The organism is Lysinibacillus sp. JNUCC 51 (genome assembly GCF_015999525.1).
GTDB classification, from domain to species: domain Bacteria; phylum Bacillota; class Bacilli; order Bacillales_A; family Planococcaceae; genus Lysinibacillus; species Lysinibacillus xylanilyticus.
On record NZ_CP065545.1, the window covers coordinates 804,369 to 822,775 of the forward strand.

The 18,407-nt window shown below is 36.6% G+C and carries 18 protein-coding genes and 1 pseudogene; 9 read left to right on the plus strand and 10 right to left on the minus strand.

The features are described from left to right. The first annotated feature begins 135 nt into the window (after positions 1 to 135). The gene (locus JNUCC51_RS04215) at positions 136 to 1,305 is read left to right on the plus strand and encodes a PucR family transcriptional regulator (protein WP_337990974.1); all 1,170 of its coding nucleotides are present in this window, start codon (positions 136 to 138) and stop codon (positions 1,303 to 1,305) included. 76 nt (positions 1,306 to 1,381) lie between these two features. Then, positions 1,382 to 2,014 carry a rhomboid family intramembrane serine protease gene (locus JNUCC51_RS04220; RefSeq protein WP_337990975.1) on the plus strand — a complete coding sequence of 211 codons (633 nt, stop codon included), beginning with the start codon at positions 1,382 to 1,384 and terminating at the stop codon, positions 2,012 to 2,014. A 261-nt stretch (positions 2,015 to 2,275) separates the two neighbouring features. Here JNUCC51_RS04220 and JNUCC51_RS04225 read toward each other — a convergent pair whose 3' ends face one another. Then, entirely contained in the window at positions 2,276 to 2,674 is a 399-nt protein-coding gene (locus JNUCC51_RS04225; RefSeq protein ID WP_337990976.1) for a DUF378 domain-containing protein, read from the minus strand. A 302-nt stretch (positions 2,675 to 2,976) separates the two neighbouring features. Continuing rightward, positions 2,977 to 5,748 (minus strand): ATP-dependent DNA helicase DinG, encoded by a 2,772-nt coding sequence (gene dinG / locus JNUCC51_RS04230; protein WP_337990977.1) that lies wholly within the window; start codon positions 5,746 to 5,748, stop codon positions 2,977 to 2,979. Positions 5,749 to 5,950: 202 nt separating this feature from the next. On the opposite strand from dinG, the pseudogene JNUCC51_RS04235 reads away from it, so the two are divergent. The 3 genes and pseudogenes from JNUCC51_RS04235 to JNUCC51_RS04245 form a co-directional block, all read left to right on the plus strand. After that, positions 5,951 to 6,304, plus strand: a pseudogene (locus tag JNUCC51_RS04235) (IS1595 family transposase); the annotation flags it as partial. Positions 6,305 to 6,458: 154 nt separating this feature from the next. Next, positions 6,459 to 6,887: a MarR family winged helix-turn-helix transcriptional regulator gene (locus JNUCC51_RS04240; RefSeq protein ID WP_337990978.1), complete on the plus strand. Its 429-nt coding sequence runs from the start codon at positions 6,459 to 6,461 to the stop codon at positions 6,885 to 6,887. 1 nt (position 6,888) lies between these two features. After that, positions 6,889 to 7,275, plus strand: coding sequence for a rhodanese-like domain-containing protein (locus JNUCC51_RS04245; RefSeq protein WP_337990979.1), 387 nt, complete (start codon positions 6,889 to 6,891; stop codon positions 7,273 to 7,275). 209 nt (positions 7,276 to 7,484) lie between these two features. Here the strand turns inward: JNUCC51_RS04245 and panD are convergent, their stop codons facing one another. The 5 genes from panD to JNUCC51_RS04270 all read right to left on the minus strand — a co-directional run bounded on the left by panD (position 7,485) and on the right by JNUCC51_RS04270 (position 11,374). Next, complete coding sequence (panD, locus tag JNUCC51_RS04250) at positions 7,485 to 7,868, minus strand: aspartate 1-decarboxylase (RefSeq protein WP_100544567.1); 384 nt, start codon at positions 7,866 to 7,868, stop codon at positions 7,485 to 7,487. A gap of 1 nt (position 7,869) precedes the next feature. Then, entirely contained in the window at positions 7,870 to 8,724 is an 855-nt protein-coding gene (panC, locus tag JNUCC51_RS04255) for a pantoate--beta-alanine ligase (RefSeq protein ID WP_337990980.1), read from the minus strand. Beyond that, positions 8,724 to 9,560, minus strand: a complete 837-nt coding sequence (gene panB, locus JNUCC51_RS04260) for a 3-methyl-2-oxobutanoate hydroxymethyltransferase (RefSeq protein ID WP_337990981.1) — start codon at positions 9,558 to 9,560, stop codon at positions 8,724 to 8,726. The genes panC and panB overlap by 1 nt, the downstream gene beginning before the upstream one ends. Before the next feature lie 378 nt (positions 9,561 to 9,938). Further along, positions 9,939 to 10,700, minus strand: a complete 762-nt coding sequence (locus JNUCC51_RS04265; RefSeq protein WP_337990982.1) for a CPBP family intramembrane glutamic endopeptidase — start codon at positions 10,698 to 10,700, stop codon at positions 9,939 to 9,941. A 2-nt stretch (positions 10,701 to 10,702) separates the two neighbouring features. Next, the gene (locus JNUCC51_RS04270) at positions 10,703 to 11,374 is read right to left on the minus strand and encodes a TetR/AcrR family transcriptional regulator (protein ID WP_337990983.1); all 672 of its coding nucleotides are present in this window, start codon (positions 11,372 to 11,374) and stop codon (positions 10,703 to 10,705) included. 211 nt (positions 11,375 to 11,585) lie between these two features. Here JNUCC51_RS04270 and JNUCC51_RS04275 point away from each other — a divergent pair, with 211 nt between their 5' ends. The 4 genes from JNUCC51_RS04275 to JNUCC51_RS04290 all read left to right on the plus strand — a co-directional run bounded on the left by JNUCC51_RS04275 (position 11,586) and on the right by JNUCC51_RS04290 (position 14,102). Then, the gene (locus tag JNUCC51_RS04275; RefSeq protein WP_443136973.1) at positions 11,586 to 11,909 is read left to right on the plus strand and encodes a PadR family transcriptional regulator; all 324 of its coding nucleotides are present in this window, start codon (positions 11,586 to 11,588) and stop codon (positions 11,907 to 11,909) included. Beyond that, entirely contained in the window at positions 11,902 to 12,507 is a 606-nt protein-coding gene (locus JNUCC51_RS04280) for a DUF1700 domain-containing protein (RefSeq protein ID WP_337990984.1), read from the plus strand. Before JNUCC51_RS04275 ends, JNUCC51_RS04280 begins: the two co-directional genes overlap by 8 nt. Beyond that, positions 12,507 to 13,340 (plus strand): DUF4097 family beta strand repeat-containing protein, encoded by an 834-nt coding sequence (locus JNUCC51_RS04285; protein ID WP_337990985.1) that lies wholly within the window; start codon positions 12,507 to 12,509, stop codon positions 13,338 to 13,340. The genes JNUCC51_RS04280 and JNUCC51_RS04285 overlap by 1 nt, the downstream gene beginning before the upstream one ends. A 234-nt stretch (positions 13,341 to 13,574) precedes the next feature. Beyond that, a complete protein-coding gene (locus JNUCC51_RS04290; RefSeq protein WP_337990986.1) occupies positions 13,575 to 14,102 on the plus strand; it encodes a GNAT family N-acetyltransferase in 528 nt (175 codons plus the stop codon). A 379-nt stretch (positions 14,103 to 14,481) separates the two neighbouring features. Here the strand turns inward: JNUCC51_RS04290 and JNUCC51_RS04295 are convergent, their stop codons facing one another. From JNUCC51_RS04295 to bshA, 3 genes are all read right to left on the minus strand, one after another. Continuing rightward, positions 14,482 to 15,465, minus strand: coding sequence for a biotin--[acetyl-CoA-carboxylase] ligase (locus tag JNUCC51_RS04295; RefSeq protein WP_337990987.1), 984 nt, complete (start codon positions 15,463 to 15,465; stop codon positions 14,482 to 14,484). Between the two features lie 604 nt (positions 15,466 to 16,069). Beyond that, a complete protein-coding gene (locus JNUCC51_RS04300; RefSeq protein ID WP_337990988.1) occupies positions 16,070 to 17,248 on the minus strand; it encodes a CCA tRNA nucleotidyltransferase in 1,179 nt (392 codons plus the stop codon). Beyond that, positions 17,235 to 18,380, minus strand: coding sequence for an N-acetyl-alpha-D-glucosaminyl L-malate synthase BshA (bshA, locus tag JNUCC51_RS04305; RefSeq protein WP_337990989.1), 1,146 nt, complete (start codon positions 18,378 to 18,380; stop codon positions 17,235 to 17,237). Before bshA ends, JNUCC51_RS04300 begins: the two co-directional genes overlap by 14 nt. Positions 18,381 to 18,407 lie beyond the last annotated feature (27 nt).

Below are 18,407 nucleotides of genomic sequence, written 5' to 3' on the forward strand. Positions count from 1 at the left end.
AAGTCCTCTCTTTCACAGTAGTTATACACATTCTATAAAAGATAAAAATTATGAGATATAGATAGCAAACTAAAAAAATATGTGCATCTGCACATAATATATGGTAAGTTATGTTCATAATAAGGGGGGGAGGAAATGGGGACTATTCGCAAAATTGTCGAGGGAGTTCAATTCCCAATGCTAACATTAATAGCAGGACATAACGGAACTTTTCGAAGAGTTACAGGGATTAACGTAGTTGAAAGCATCGATTTAATTATGTTCTGTAGACCTAATGAATTAGTCGTGACTACAGGTATTAATTTATCTTCAGATGGAGATTCCTTAGAGCAACTTGTAAAACTGGCTTTCACTAAAAAGGTAGCAGGTTTCATTATTAATACCGGTCCATATATTCCAGATATACCAGATTCAGTAATCTCTTTTGCCAACGAACATGATTTCCCTATTTTTCAGATGCCATGGAATTATCGTATAGCCGATCTATTAAAAACAACATTTCAATTTATCGCCAATCACCATCAAGAGCTTTCTATCGAAGAAAAGGTTCTTTATAACTTACTTTTTCACTACAAACAAAACACCAACTATATTAAAGACCAATTAGCATTACTTGGTTTTCCACAAGGTAGGGAGCTAGCCATCATTTCATGTACTACAAATGGTGCACAAGCTACTATTGACCGCTACGAGGTCATGATCCAATTTGCATTTCAAAATAGATATAAACGCTTCTTAAAACTAAAGCATAAAAATCACCTCATCTTTTTAATCGACAGAGCACAAATCAATACACCAAACACTCCCTTCTCAAAAGTTGTTGAAGAAATTTACGACAAAATTACGCAAAAAAATGGTTACTTGGATATTATCATTGGTAAAGGAAATTATCATAAAGAGCTTGAAAATGTTCGCAAAAGCTATGATGAGTCATTAACAGTAATCCAATTAGCAAAGCTTCATAACAATCGTTTCCTATATAAATATAAAGAAATTGGTGCCTACAAAATTATCATGGCCGTGCAAAATCAAACACTAATAAAATCATATAGCCAAGACATCTTAGGTCAGCTTTATCGCTATGATGAATTACATGACTCAGATTATGTACAATTTCTACGCATTTTTCTTGAGGAAAATGGTAGTACCCGCAAAATCAGTGAGCGTCAATTTATTCATCGCAACACAGTACTTTATAAAATAAAAAAAATAGAAACACTATTAGATATGGACTTAAGTAACCCATTTACTAAAACAAATCTCTATATCGCATTTTTGATTGAAGATGTGTTAACACACCAATAAACACAACTGTATATATTTGATTTCGAATCTTGCATAATATAATTTTAAATCTATTAATCTAAAGGTTGGTGGCTGAATGTTTGCTATAAGAGAGAATTATAAAGAATTTATTCAGTATTATCCGGCTACTGTATTTATAGTTCTTCTATGTAGTTTGGCTTCTATCGTAACTATGTTATTTTTTGATGGTTATAATGAGGATGCAATTATTATTCTTGGAGGTCTTGAAAAAGAATTAATTAACAGCGGTGAAACATGGAGATTTTTAACCTATGCATTCGGACATATGAGCCTTTTTCACTTATTGTTAAATATACCAATTTTATTACTGATATCTAAACCACTTGAAAGATATTTCGGAAGTAGACTCTTTTTTGGAGCTTATATTCTTTTATCTATAGCTTCAGGTATATTTATTTATTATTTTTATGTTGGGGTTTATCCATTAGCAGGTTCCTCCGGGGCTGGTTATGGTCTATTAGGGATATTCACATTCTTTCTCATCAGGTACCCAAATAAGTTTAATTCCTATGATAAAAGATTTATTATTATCTTATTAGCCATTAGCTTTATTTTCAGCTTAAACGTACCTGATATTAGTATTTCTGGACATGTAGGTGGACTTATTAGTGGTTTTATATTAGGCTATTTCATTTCAATTTTTAAAAAGGATCAAAAAGAAGGCTCCTTTTACTCTAGCAGAAACTAATAATTAATTAACGGTTTAAATTACTAAACAAATAATTTATATTCCAAACTACAATCCGCTTCGTTATCTAGGTTTATGGATATTTAAAACTGCATCCCCCAACCTTGATTTCTATACGGATTTTCACCTTACATTTTACTCCTAGACATAACGAAAAAACTGACGAACCAAATGTGATCTGACCCAAAAAAGTTAGACACCAATCTAACTTTTAAGGGGCAGATCAATGGTCACCAGTTTTTTTGAGGAATAAAATCGAGGTTATTTTTTGTTTTTGTTTTTATTTTTCTTTTTGCTATGTGTATCCTTTTTTTCTTCTTTTAGCTCATTAGTTGTTTTTAATGCAGTAAAATCTGCTTCATCACCAAACTCCATACCATAGCTTGGTTTTCTGTCTATGCGAGTATGATGGTCATGATTATGATTAAGATTAAGATCATGATCAGGAACAAGATCTTCGTCCTCATCAAATCGCATAACAAGAATTGGTAAGGATATTAGTCCTGCTAATCCAACTAATGCATAAATCCATCGTGACAATACTGCTGTTTGTCCACCAAACAAATAGGCAACTAAATCAAATCTAAAGAATCCTATGAGTCCCCAGTTAATTGCACCAATGATGACTAACACTAAAGCAATTCTATAAACTACGCTCACGTTTCCACCTCCTTTATTAGTAAATACGAAGCCAGTTACACATTTGAAGTTCATGCTTCACATGTATAAAAAACGTCGATACTGCGAAAAAAACTGTCATAACAAGAGAGATAACTACAAATAATTATTGTAATTAAATCCTCTATTTTGACGGTCTTATTTTTAGCAATAACCGCTTATTTATACGAAAGGCAAACTAGGCTAAGTTAGGAATAGGATTGGGACACCCGCTGAAAACGTCCCAAGATGCCAGGCAAATACGAAAAAACCCCTTTTAGCAAAACTGCTAAAAGGGGTTCCAACTATTTCTGCCAATTATTAAGTTCTTTTAACAACTCAGGTAGCTGCAATTTCTTAACATCAATCGGTGGTAACGCCTTGATAAATTCCTTACCATACGACTTTGTAGAAATGCGGCGGTCTAAAACGATAAAGGCTCCTTTATCCTGTGATGAACGGATTAAACGTCCAAAGCCTTGTTTAAAACGCATGATGGCTTCTGGCAGTGATAGCTCATTGAAGGAATTGCGACCTTGTGCAGTAATATGCTTTGCTCGCGCTTTAAATACAGGCTCCTCTGGCGAAGAAAACGGTAAACGAACAACAATAACCGATGCCAGTGCGTCACCTGGAACGTCCACACCTTCCCAAAAGCTGTTTGTACCAAAGAGTACCGAATGGCTAAACTTTTGGAATGATTTCAGAATTCGCATACGGCTACCACCCGTAACGCCTTGTGCAAAAAGCATATAGTCATCAAGGAGTTCACTATCTTGAATAAGCTCCACTGTTTTTCGAAGCATGTCCTGTGCGGTAAATAGGACAAAACAACGTCCTTCAGTCATTCGCACTGTACGTGTAATGGCGTGGGCGACCGCTTCAATATATTCATCCTGTGACACATGTTGAATATCCGGCATATCTGTGACAATAAATGCCTTCGCACCTGAATAATAGGATGGTGGTGCTTGTAACTTTATTACTTGCACACTATCGGAAATACCGAGTTGGCGTGTTACAAAACGCTCATTACCTGGCACAGTCAACGTACCAGAAGTCCATACTATGCTTGCCTGTTTACGAAGCGGGGCCAGTACTTTTTCAATGATAGGCGTGACATTAACAGGCTTTTTAAAGACTTGCAAGCTTCCTGGAATGCTCCTTAAATCAAATTCTAGCCACACTGAATTATCATCTTGTGGCGATAAGAAAATTTCCTCCCATTCAGCGATTTTCACTTTTAATTCACGGATCCAATAATGCCACTCCGTTAATATATAGTGCTCACTTTTATCCAATTGCTCAATATTATTTTCAAAGGCATGGCCTACTTCTGTTGCAAGATCGAGCCACTGCTGTGTGAGCTTACTTACTTGTAGAAGCGGTTCTTTTGCTATAGATACATCTTCTAAAAACAAAGTACATTTACTACTAGCTTGTTTTCCTTTTATTTGTTGTTGCATTTTTTGAACAGCCCGCTGAATGGTTTCATCGAACGTCCGTTGTAGGCGTATAAATTGTGCATCTAGTCGCTGCAAGCTTTGCATAGAAACCCGTTGTTTTTTCTTAGCAGCCTGACTAAATTGCTGGAACAAAGCGGTTTCCTCTATCGTTCCTATTTGACCGAAAATATACTTCCACTGCGTATAGGAGAAGACAACTTCGTCCTGCTGCATGGCAGATTGTATAAATTGATGTGCTTCGTCAATGATCCATCCGTCAACTTGTGTAAAGATCGGTGTTTGACGGACTAAATCACTGAGTACCATAGAATGATTGGTTACAATACAATCAGCAAATTCACTATTTTTTAACGCTTGCTCATAGAAATCAAAGCCCTTTGAAGGTTTTTCATCAGGCATTTTGCGGATTTTCTCTAAAAATAGTTGTCCACCGCCAGATACATTGAGCTCACTTAGCACACCCGTTTCTGTTTTAGTCAGCCAGACGAGAATCTGCAAAATCGTAAATGTATCATCATAAGTTTCATCAGCATAAGCCATACATTGCTCAAATCGCGCAACGTCAATATAGTGCTGCATGCCCTTAAGAACAGCAATATTTACTTTAGTGCCAAGAATTTTTTCAATCTTTGGTAACTCTTCCTCGACAAGTTGCTCCTGCAAGTGCGACGTATATGTGCTAATGGCAATTTTTTTATCGACCGCTCGAGCATACAAAATCGCAGGAAGTAGATAGCCCGCTGTTTTACCAATGCCTGTGGAAGCCTCTATAACGCATTCCCTTTTATCATTAAGCGCCTCCCAAATAGTGTCCATCATCTCGAATTGCGCTGGTCGTTGCTCAAAATTCGACATAGCCTTTATCATTAATGCTGTTTTGTCAGCTGCTGTTTGTGGATATGATACAATCTCCGCATTATTTGTATGCTTCTTTCGTCCATCACAAATAGCCAAATTGCGATAGTAGGAGACATTCTCATTTGCAGTTACATGCTGTCGTTTAATTTGAAGTGCCTCAAAGAAAAGTTGGGATAAATTTGATTTCAATCTGAATGAACGTTTATGCATTTGTTCAAGAGTTAGCTGAGGGAGACTGAGTAACTCCTTCCAGCAATGTTTAAAGAGCTCAGCAGTTGCTCGGGCATCGTCATCTGCTCGGTGTGCATTTGTTAGCTCTATATTTAAATCTGCCGCTAAATCACCTAGCTTAAAGCTCAGTGACATTGGGAACAATATTTTGGCAAGCTCAACCGTGTCCATCTTTTTACCCTGCCATTTTGGTAAACCTGCACGCTTGAACTCTGCTTGTAAAAAGGATAAGTCAAAATCCGCATTATGCGCGACGAATACACAATCAGCAAGCAGTTCATATATGTAGTCGGCATGTGCCTCAAACGGCAAGGCATCCTTTACATCCTCATCCGTAATATGCGTTAAATCCTGAATGAAAGTTGGAATAGCTTTCCCTGGATAAATAAACTTCGTAAAGGTGCGCTCTATTTTCCAATCTTTCATAATAACAATTGCTATTTGAATCATTCGGTCCCCATTTGCCGGTGAATGACCAGTCGTCTCTAAATCAACAATTGCATACTTTTGACTTTCCACCATACATCTCAACTCACAGTTCACATTAGATAGATGAATTTTATCACATTTTTGGTTCAGCGGCATCCCTCTGCCTTTTAGATTAAACACAAGGCTGTATATGAAGCAGTCGGAGAATTAGGAAAAGCAGATCAACTAGCCTTATTTAAGGCAATGGAACAAGATCTATATCCAAAAGAAGAAAATAAAATGGAATATAGCCCATTCTTCTTTGTTATGCACGGATATAGCTACCAACTATAAAAAATTTGCAACAACAAAAAATCTTAAACACGAAACAATTAATCTTAATCAAAATCAACGAGTAAAAAAAGGGATATTCCACATACAACACGTTAATAACTTCCATCGTCGTTTGAAGGGATAGATGGAGCGATATCAAGGCGTTGGTACGTATTATTTGGATAGTTACCTCTACTGGTATCGTTGGCTTGAGATACATAAAAACTTGGCATTTGAAAATCGGGTAGAACAAATGCTTATTTCAGCTTGTCAAAAATCTAACTATTTTACAGTAGCATCATTACGAGAAAACAAAAATCACCTATTTTCAATATAAGCAGCAGATACATTTGTTGAAAATGGCTTTAAAACATCTGTAAGAATTAAATGTAGATTATTCCTGAACTCAATCATTCAAAATATTTACATTTACCAATTAATCAGTTATACTGATTATCATATTAAGTGAATATTTGGTGGGAGGTATTAAATTGAGTGATATATTTAAATCATTTGGTTTTTTAACTGGAAAAGTAGAACAACTGTTAGAAGAAGATTTTATAGATCAGTTGAAGCCTTATGGTATAAATGCAAGACAATTCGGAGTCCTGATTAGAATAAAGGAACGTCCTAACACATCTCAGAAAGAAATTGCAGAAGATTTAAAAATAGACAGGACATCTATGGTGGATCACGTAGATCGTTTGGAATCTCTTCACTATATAATTAGAGACAAAAACTCAAATGATAGAAGGTCTTACTGTCTCAATCTTACGGAAAAAGGTAGAAAAACCGTAGATGATTGTTTAGAGTTAATGAATCAGTCTGAGCGAGAAGTGTTGTCAGCATTAGAAGATGAGGAAAAAGATGCGTTTAAAAAGTATTTAATTAAAATAGTGAAAAGAATAGGAGAAAAATAAAATGAATCAAATCTCATATTTCAAAAATCGCATTGAATCAACGTTCAGTCCAATGGATTATATGACGGAGAAAAAAAGGCAACCAGAAAATTATTTATTAATTGATGTTAGGAATGGCTCTCCTGCATTGAAAAAAGAAAAAATACAAGGTGCTTTAGAAATCCCACTTTCAGAATTAGAAATTCGGTTAGATGAAATACCTAAAGACAAAGAAATCGTTTTGTATTGTTGGGATGTTTGGTGTAATACAGCTGCGAAGGCTTCTATTATGTTAATTGAAAACGGGTACTCAGTAAAAGAGTTGAATGGTGGTATAGCTGCTTGGAAGACTATGGGGTTCCCTTTGATTCCATTAGTAAATAATGAGGAACAAGATTGTGGTTGCTAAAAAATGCCGATGTTTTAATTTTTTCCTTTAATCAACCAAAATAGAGGTTTAACTAAACAAATATTATGTTAACTACTTAAATAGAGGTTTAATCTACACGATTGTGGATTAAACCTCTATTCTTATTTTATATCATAATAGCAACAATCTTTGAGAAAACAGCCAAACATAAAAAGAAGCATGTACAATTTGTACACGCTTCCTCCCTACTACATCACTGTTGCTTCTGGCTCATAGGCAATCATTTCTTTAATTGTATTACCCTCGCCCATAATAGCTACTGTTGGCTTATGGTCTTTTGCCTCTGCATTATCTACATACACATAAGAAATAATAATCACAATATCTCCACGTTGCACAAGGCGTGCTGCTGCCCCATTCACACAAATAACACCTGATCCGCGCTCTCCTGCAATAATATACGTTTCAAAACGTGCGCCATTGTTGTTATTGACGATATGCACTTTTTCGTTCGGTAGCATCCCTACTGCATCTAAAATATCCTCATCAATCGTAATAGATCCAACATAGTTTAAATCTGCTTGTGTCACTGTAGCACGGTGGATTTTACTGTTCATCATCATTCGTAACATATTACAATCCTTCTTTCACATTAAAGATACAATTATCAATTAATCGAGTTTTACCAATATAGACGGCTGCTGCTAAAAGGACTTGCTCAGTCTCAGCAGTTGCGGGAATTAAATCTGGATACGCTAATAGTTCAATATAATCTATTTGACCATGGGTGCGTGTTGCAATATGTGCCTTTGCTTTAGCAAGCGCATTCGCAGTATCCCTATTCGCTAAAAAGCTATCACGAGCAAGCTGTAGAGCTTCATTAATTGCTGGTGCCTCAAGACGCTCCGCTTCACTTAAATAGACATTACGAGAGGATTTCGCTAAACCGTCCTCCTCCCGTACAATAGGTACTACTCGCATTTCCAAAGGGAAATTAAAATCGCGTACCATCGTAGCAATAATAGCAACCTGCTGTGCATCTTTTTGTCCGAAATAAGCTCGTGTCGGCTGTGTTAGGTGAAATAATTTTGATACGACCTGTAACACTCCATCAAAATGTCCTGGACGGCTTGCCCCACAAAGAATTGTTGCCTGTTCACCCGCATGTATACGAATACCACCATCATGCGGATACATTTCTTCAACACTCGGTGCGAAAACAATATCTACACCGGCAGATTCTGCCAAAGCTATATCCCGTGGCAAATCACGTGGATAACTTTCAAAGTCTTCGTCTGGTCCAAATTGTGTTGGGTTTACAAAGATACTCATAACGACTAAATCATTTTCAGCACGAGCTGTTTTTGCTAGCGTTAAATGACCCTCATGTAAATACCCCATTGTTGGGACGAGTCCAATTGATTTTTGAGCTTGCTTAGCTGCTTGGATTTCTACGGTTAGTGCTTGGATTGTAGTTACGACTTTCATTACTTTACGCCCCCATATAGCTGATCCAATGCTTCCTCTTTCATTGTGAAAGAATGCTTCGGCGCAGGGAAATTACCTGCTTTTACCGCTTCTACGTAACTAGCAATACCACGGCTTGCTTCTTGACCCATATTAGCAAACTGTTCCACGAATTTTGGTACATGGTGTGAACCGTAGCTTAACATGTCATGATAAACCAAAACTTGTCCATCAGCCTCTACACCAGCTCCAATACCAATCGTTGGAATAATAAGATTAGCAGATACCATCTCAGTTAGCTGATGTGGAATACATTCTAAGACGACTGCACATGCTCCAGCCTCTTGACATTTTTTTGCATCTTCAATGAGTTTCGTTGCCTGTTCAGCTGTTTTACCCTGAACCTTGTAGCCACCAAGTACTCCTGCTGATTGAGGTAGTAAACCTAAATGTGCTACCACCGGAATGCCAGCTGACGTTAATTTACGAATTGCTGGTAGAACATCGTCTGCACCCTCTAACTTTAATGCATCTGCTCTAGTTTCTTGCATCATGGTTACAGCCGTTTTCAACGTCTCGTGTACATCACCGTGGTACGAACCAAATGGCATATCAACAACAACAAACGTATCCTTTGCCCCTCTGCGCACTGCTTTTGCATGATGAACCATATCGGCTACTGTTACTGGCATTGTAGAATCATAGCCTAGAACTACCATACCTAGTGAATCTCCCACTAGAATCATATCGACGTCTGCTTCCTCGGCAAATTTCGCAGCAGGATAATCATATGCAGTAAGCATAACGATCTTCTCACCTGCTGCCTTCATCTTTAAAAAATCTGAAGTTGTTTTCATCATGTAGTCCTCCTTTTTTAAGGGAAGAAAACAGAAAAACCCCTCTGTTCCTAAAATGGACAGAAGGGTAGTGTTTCGTTCGTCATCAAAAATCACCTCTCGTTGTTGAATAGAGGCCATAACTTAATAAAAGAATAAGTAATTAAATCTCTTTGTGAGAATTGCCCATTCCATTGAATCAAGTTATATTTTTGAACGCTTGTTTTCTTCCGTCCCTGTCATTAAAAGATCAAGGCAGATATTTATTGTAAATTGATCTTACGTTTTGAAGGTGCCGTTCACAAAAGGATACTGCCCTTCGCACATACTATAACAGATTCACCTAGTAATCTTCAAATATTATTTTCTAATAATTACGATCAATAACTATTACCAAATTCAAACCATTCGTTTCTGAAAGTTTGATTTTCGATAAACTTCAAATACTGTAAATAGAAACAGTGCAAATAATAATATTAATATACCAGACGATACGTTTGTAACTGGTACATAAACATCCCAAAATGAATTGGTTAAAGCGTGGAAAATAATACAAAGAAAAATACTTTTAGTGGATTGGTAAATGATCGTCAATAAAAAGGATAACGCTAAAGTTATTAGAGAAAACCATAGGAAGTTCATGTTCATTTGATTTGATCCAATGACAAACCATAATGGCAGATGCCAGACTGCCCAAATAACGCCAACAATCATTGTGCTTATGAAGGGAGACCATCTTTTTTGTAATGTAGGCTGTAAAAAACCACGCCAGCCAATTTCTTCCACCCCTCCTCCAATAATCATGATTGGCAATTCAAGTAACGCCAGATATATTGGATTCTCCATAGTTGCTCCGCCCCATAGCGTTGGTAAAAAAAAAGCCGCAAATGCCAATCCGATTACAAAAATATACCAAGATACAGGATGCTTTGGATTTTTTACATTATGGATAAATAATTTAAACTCTTCTTTAGTAGAATATTTCTTTTTCAACCAAATCTCACAAATTGCAGGAGTAATTCCACCGAGAATAAACAATAGCATATATATTGCATTGCCAAACTTCAGTAAATTCAGCTGTGTTAATAAGGCTAAACTACCCCATATTATCCAAGACGTTGCAAAGGTATAAAATAGAAATCTTCTTACCTCTATTCCCAACTTTAATCCTCTCCTTCTTTGGTACCCAATAGTAATAATACGGATTTGCAAAGTGTATTCATCAAACGAATCTCATCAAACTGCACTTGATCATTTGAGAACACCCCGTAACATTTTTGCAAGACAACGTCTCTCACAATGCCATCAATGGACGTCATTATAAAAGTAGATAAATCCTCTATCGAAATCTCAAGCTGAAAACATCCTGAATAAATACCCTTATCGATTGAACGAAAAATTTGTTGCATAAAATATTGCCCACTTTCATTCTCATAAATGCTCGATAAAATTTTCTTTTCTCTATCCGGATTGTTAGCAAATAAAATCGTAAGCTCAAATTGGATTTTGCCAACTGTTGATACGTTTTCCTTCATGTACTCTCCAAGAAAATTAAATAATTTAATGATTGTTTTCGTGGGAGAATTACTCGTATCCGTAATTTCATCGATAATATGTTTATAGTCTGCATTAACATTTACTTGATTAATAACCTCAATAAGTATTTCATCCAGGTCTGAATAATAACGATAAATCCCACCTTGACTTACTCCTGAAGCTTTAATAATATCCCTCATCGAAATGTCATAAAGTGGCTTAACTTTACATACTGCTATTGCTGCTTCTAAAATGCTTTTTTTCTTTTCCTTTACATATTCATGACTTACCTTTGGCACAATCTTTACCTCCAAACATAAAATGACACTATTGTCATTTTTATCATAAACATTTTGCTTTTTATTGTCAATTTAAAATGACACCATCGTCATTTTCCTCTTGAACTTTTAATAAAATTTGACAATTCAATGTGATATGTAATATACTTCCACCATACTATACGACATATAATATAAAACCTTGTATAGGTACTACATTGTGAGGTGAGAGATGATGACATTTCAACTTGGCTCAGCTTTACTTGACGCTTGTGTACTCGCTATCGTCGATAAAGAGGATGCTTATGGTTACTCATTAACACAGCAAATACAATCCGTGATGGATATATCAGAATCTACGCTGTACCCAGTATTACGTCGTTTACAAAAAGCAAATTGCTTAACAACCTACGATCAGCCCTACCAAGGCAGAAATAGACGGTATTACCAAATTACCGAGCAAGGTCGAATACGATTACTGGAACTATTAAAAGAATGGCAAAAGTATAAAGAAAAGGTTGATTGTGTACTTATAGGAGGGAAATATGATGAATAGAGCAAGCTTTTTGAAAAAGCTACGGGGGAAATTACAACGTCTTCCAGCGCATGAGATTGATGCTGCGCTTGCCTATTATGAGGAATATTTCGATGAAGCAGGAGAGGAAAATGAACAGCGGGTCATTCAACAACTAGGTTCCCCTTCTCATGTTGCATCACAAATAATGGCGGACTATGCATTAAAGGATTTAGAAGCAACCTCAACGTCGACTTCGACTAAGAAGAATATGTCTGCGATTTGGCTTATCATTTTAGCAATAATATCTGCTCCACTTTCATTACCGTTACTTGTTGTTGCTATAGCACTTATTTTTTCATTTGGAGCAGTTATATTCAGCTTTATCATTGCGATTATCGCAACTGTACTTAGTATCTTTTTCGGTGGAATTGTTGCACTTATTTCAGGCTTCTTCATTCTAACTCAGCATTGGCCAACAGCATTACTCTTTATGGGAGTTGGCTTTATTGTAACAGGTTTGGGCATCCTGCTTTTCCCAATCGTTGCTCGTTTGATCAAAACAATCGTTGTTGTTTGTGTTGAAGCATTAGGTAAACTATTCCACAAAATAACTAAGAAGCGGAAGGAGGGATACTAATGACGTCTCGACATACCCATATTGCCATTACTATGATTGCTTTTGGCATACTGTTAGCTCTAGTTGGTTATTTCTCTGGTGGGAAATGGAGTTTTGTGTTAAACGATGAAGGCATCCAATTACCAGAGAACAATAAACTAGTAAACAACTCCTATAAACTAGATGATTTCACTAATCTCAAGGTTATCAATCACTATGGAGATGTTGAAATTGTTACGAGTGATCGTTATGCATTAGAAACAAATGTTATTAAAAATGATGATGTGACTTACAGTATTAAAGATAATACATTAACTGTTGAAACTAAGAGTAAGAAAAAGAATGGTTTTCAATTCGGATTTGGTAGCTTCAGAACTCCTTCCATCAAAATCTATGTTCCTTCAGATATAACATTGAAAACCGTTATCCTTGAAAGTAATTTTGGAGATACAACCATTCGTGGTCTGAAATATCAGGAGTTAAATCTTGTTGAGGATTTTGGAGACATCATATTTAAGGACACTACTGGTGATAAAACAGAGATTACACAATCATTTGGTGATATGAATTTAAAACAATTTTCAAGTAATGGCTTTGTTGCTGAAAGTGAACATGGTGATATTAACATAGATGGAACATTAAATGGCCAATCCACAATTACGTCTAACTTTGGAGATGCTACACTTCACTTACAAAATAAAAAAAGTGAACTTGGCTTTGAATTACAAACTGACTTCGGGGATCTTACAGTTGATAAGAAGGATCAAATTAGCAAGATATCGCAATCTTTTAAGGGTGATAACTTGCTAAAAGCAACCCTTTCATATGGTGACTTACAGTTAACGTTGAAATAAAGTAAGCTCCCAGTTCAGAAAAGGCAGAATTACATATTTGTGATTCTGTCTTTTTTTGTAAGATTTTTATATGATTCAGTTCTTCCCTCTAAACATTAGAGGGAAATTCCCATTTATCGTATTCTATACTCATATTTTAGAAATATATATATTTAAATTAAGCAGGATCTGAAGTGATTCAGGACAGTTACGGCATCATCATAAATATAAAATACGATTTTTGAGGTGATCAATATGAAAATTAGAAAAGCAAACATTGAAGATGCTCAAGGTATCGGAAAAGTACATGTTGACAGTTGGCGGACGACTTATAAAGGGATTCTTCCAGATGATTTTTTGAATAATTTATCTTACGAGCAGCGAACAGAACTTTGGAAGAAGAATATTTCAGATCTTACGAATTATGTTCTGGTGGCAGAAAATGAACAAGATGAAATAATCGGCTTTGCAACTGGTGGCACACGAAAAACTAATTCAGTACCGAATGCAACTGATTTAACTTCTATATATCTTTTAGAAGAATATCAAGGGATGGGAATCGGGAAGCAACTACTCAAAGAAATATTCGCCTATATTAAACTAAAAGGATACGAAAAAGTATTTGTTGAAGTATTAGCAGATAATAAAACACGTAATTTCTATGAATATTATGGTGCACAATATGTCGAGAACACCGAAATTAAAATTGGCGGAAAAGTATTAGAAGAGCTTATTTACGTATGGAATGATATTGATAAGGTATTTATAGAAAAAATAAAATAGAGAACTATATCAATTATGCCTCGGCTTAATTGCGTCTGGAATTGGCTGAAGACTTTAATTTCTTCCAGCGAGTTGCTGAAAGAAATTAAATTATTGGGGGGCTTGTAATGAAATCTATAGCGAGAACGATCTCTTTATCTGTTTCTTTTACTTTATTCATTTATTTGTTCGGATTAAAAATGGAGCATTCAGTTAAATATGACTCTGGATTCTTTTTTCTTCCAATAATTTCACTAATACTTTCTCTTATTTTCTTTAGACAAGACTACAAACGAGAAAAAAATATACGGAGCTAAATGTATTTCGAAGAATATGAAAAACCGTATATTTTCAGATTTGAAAATATACGGTCTTGTTAATTAAGTATGTGCACATGTTTCTATAAAATTTTTATGTCTCCAGCATAAATTGTTCGGACTGTGCCATTATCCTCTGTTAGCTGTAGTACACCTTCATCCGTAATCCCACTGGCAATGCCTTCATAGCGGCCGCGTAAAGTCGTGACTTCGATACGTTGTCCAATGGTACATGACATTTGTTCCCAAAGCGTTTTAATGCTAGCAAAGCCCTCCTTCACGTATAATTCCGTAAATTGTTCTAAATATTGTAAAATAGATGCGACAAGAGCTGCACGATTAATTTCCTCACCCGCTTCTAAACGTAGAGATGTAGCAATATCAGCGATTTCTGGAGAGAAATCTGCTTCGACTTGGTTTGCATTAATACCGATACCTACCAGCAGTGCTTGTACACAGTCTGCCTCAGCCTGCATTTCTGTTAATATACCGGTACATTTTTTACCGTTAATGAGCAAATCATTTGGCCATTTAATGGCTGGTTCAATATGGTTATATAATGTTTTAATAGCCATCGTAACCGCAACTGCTACGACAAGTGTGTAAGATGAAGCTTGCTGAGGAGTAACATCTGGTCTTACAATAATGGTCATCCAAATACCTGTGCCATTTGCAGATTCCCATGGACGCGCCATACGACCACGACCAGCAGTTTGCTCCTCACCGATAATAATAGTGCCATGTGGAGCGCCTTCCTGTGCAAGCTTATGAGCGATTGTTTGTGTTGAATCTACAACGTCAAAATAATGAATTTCACGTCCAAAACGTTCAGTATTTAAAAATAGTTCAATTTGTGTTGGACTTAAGCTGTTTGGCACACCAGTCAGTACATAGCCCTTTTTCTTTACCGTTTCAAATGTATAGCCTTCCTCCTGTAGCGTCTGCATATGTTTCCATATAGCTGTACGTGATACTCCAAGAGAATCTGCTAGCTCCTGACCCGAAACCGCTTCACCATTAGCAGCTAATATTCTTTTTAAAATTTCATCCTTCATAGAAATACTCATGCTAATCAATCCTTTATTAAACTCTACTATATTTTTTTATTTGCTTACATAATATTGATTCTATTGTATTAATCATACTGTAAATTATGACAATTGACCACAATCTATCATCAAATATCTTTTAGCTCTAGTTATTCGTTATTTTAACTATTTTGCTTCTGATCGTTAGATTACCCTCATAACGTAGGGTTGATTTCCGTTCCGGCTGGGGGCGTCGGGGCAACAAATATTTTCTCCGCGAAAGCGAAGCAGTAGCGGCAGATGTTTTGGGCGATAGCGTGGCGACAGCAATTTGTTTTATCTGTGCGAAAGCGAAGCGGAAGCAGCAACAACAGGATGTTGGTCATGAATGCGTTATCACAGGACATGATGGTTTTAGTCTTCGTTCCTCTATCCGCTCACTCGCGCTCCAGTGTCTCATCTGTGATGCTGTGATTTGATTTGACAGCCTAGCCTTCCCAATTAACTTATACTCATTTTGCGTTTTAACAATTGTCACCCAAAACCTTTGGTGATTAAGCAAAAAAATATTATAGAACCAAATTAATAAGGAGCCGTCTCATTCATTTTGAGACCGCTCCTCGTTAAAAAAAATCTATAGTTATCATTCTTGTTTGAAATAATCGTGTTCTATCCAATTTTTTATCTGTTGTTGGTCATTTTGAAGCTCGCCATTGACAACTGCTTCAAGCATCGCCTGCAATGCTTCTTTTACCCATGGTCCACCTTTTTTTCCGGACCATTTTAATAAATCTGTACCGTTTACAATTAGCTCTCGTTTGTGTCTAATTGGAAGCTTTGTCTGTATTTCCTGTATACTTTGTTGTGGCATTTGAACGTCAAGCTGTCTCAGTTCCGCAAAATAACAAGCAGCTTCTAGTTCCTGTTCTGTATACAAAAAGTAATCCATATTTGTCCAGCCGTTTTTTAAAGCTTTTAAAGCTTCAAACACAGCTTTTACAAACGCCATCTCCTTATTCGATAAACGATATTCACCTAGCACTTCTCGCCAATGTTCACCCTGTAACACCGCAAAATATGCCCAGCCTAATAGCTTGTCCTGCGTGTTAAATTCATACCAGTCTTTAGCTTGAAAAGTACCATTCAAATAATTTACTAAATTGCTTTCCTCAAGCTTCCTTATACCATTAAAAACATCTTTCCCTACCCATAGCTTGTCGAGCTCTGCTTTTATTCGCTCTCTCGCAATCCAAGAAATATTATCGGCCTTGTCCTGCATTGCTTTCAAGGTTTCTGATTCAATTAGAAAACCGAGCTGTGCTGAAAAACGTACGGCTCGCAGCATTCGTAATGCATCTTCCGAAAAACGTTTCTGTGCATCACCAACAGCTCGGATTACACCAGCCTCAATATCTTGGCGTCCTCCGTAAAAATCAACAAAAGAACCATCACGACGCATTGCTATGGCATTCATCGTAAAGTCTCGGCGCTGTAGATCTTCTTTTAGTGAACGTACAAATTGCACTTCCTCTGGTCTACGGTGGTCCGTATATTCACCATCTGTACGATATGTCGTTACCTCCACAGAACCAGCTGGGTCGATAACAAGTACCGTCCCATGCTGAATCCCTATATCAACTGTATGATTAAAGACAGACTTTACTTCGTCTGGCATGGCATTTGTCGCAACATCTACATCGTGGGCAGGACGACCAAGTATAGCATCTCGTACCGCACCACCAACGATCACTGCTTCAAAGCCTGCGTTTTCTAGTTGTTCAATAACTGAATAGGCAGCTTGCCATTCTTTATTGTTTTGCATGATTTCTTTCAGCAACCTTTTCATACAATTTTTCATATTGTTCTACAATTTTAGATGAATGAAATTTTTCATCAACTGCACGGATAGCCGCTTCTCGGAAACGTTGTAATTTCTCTTCATCATTCAATAGGTTCACGGCGTACTCTGCTACTGCGTCCGTATCACCTAATTCTACTATATAGCCATCTACACCATGCTCAATGACTTCTGGAATACCGCCTACTGCTGATCCAATACAAGGTACACCACAAGCCATTGCTTCAAGTAAAACTAACCCGAATGATTCCTGCTGTGATAGTAATAATTTAAGGTCACTTATCGCATATAATTCGGCCAAATTTTCTTGTTTGCCTAAAAATAGAACATCCTCCATATAAGGACTTTCCTTTACTTGATCCATTACACGATGCTTTTCTGGACCATCTCCTACAAGCAATAGCTTTGCCTTCATGTTTGCACGAATCTTCATAAAGGCGTCTATAATATGCGGAAGATTTTTAATTTTACGGAAGTTAGATACGTGAATAATAACTTTTTCATCTTCTTTAATTCCAAATTGTTCCTTTAAATTCCCTGAATTGCGCGAGAAGTATTCACGTTCATCAACAAAGTTGTAAATCGTGTTTATCGGCTTTACTGTATCGATAAGTTCATAAGTTTGTTGCTTTAATGCCTCTGACACTGTCGTAACAATATCAGATTTGTCAATGCCATACTTAATTGCCTGCGAAAGAGTGGAATCCTGCCCAAGCACCGAAATATCTGTACCGTGTAACGTTGTGACAATCCCAATGTCGCGACCACTCATTTCACGTGCTAAAACAGCACAGACAGCATGTGGTATTGCATAATGTACATGAAGCACATCTAGTTCTTCATCCTTAATCACGTCCGCCATTTTACTCGCTAATGCTATATCATATGGCGAATATTGAAATACTGAATAATTGTTAACTTCTACTTCATGGAAAAAGACGGTTGGATAAATTTTATTCAATCGAAATGGTACGCTTGAGGTGATGAAATGAATCTCGTGTCCTCTCTCTGCAAGCATTTTTCCTAATTCTGTTGCAATAACACCAGAGCCTCCAACAGTTGGATAACAGGTAATGCCGATTTTTAGCTTTTTCATTCGATTATCATCCTTTCTAAATCACGT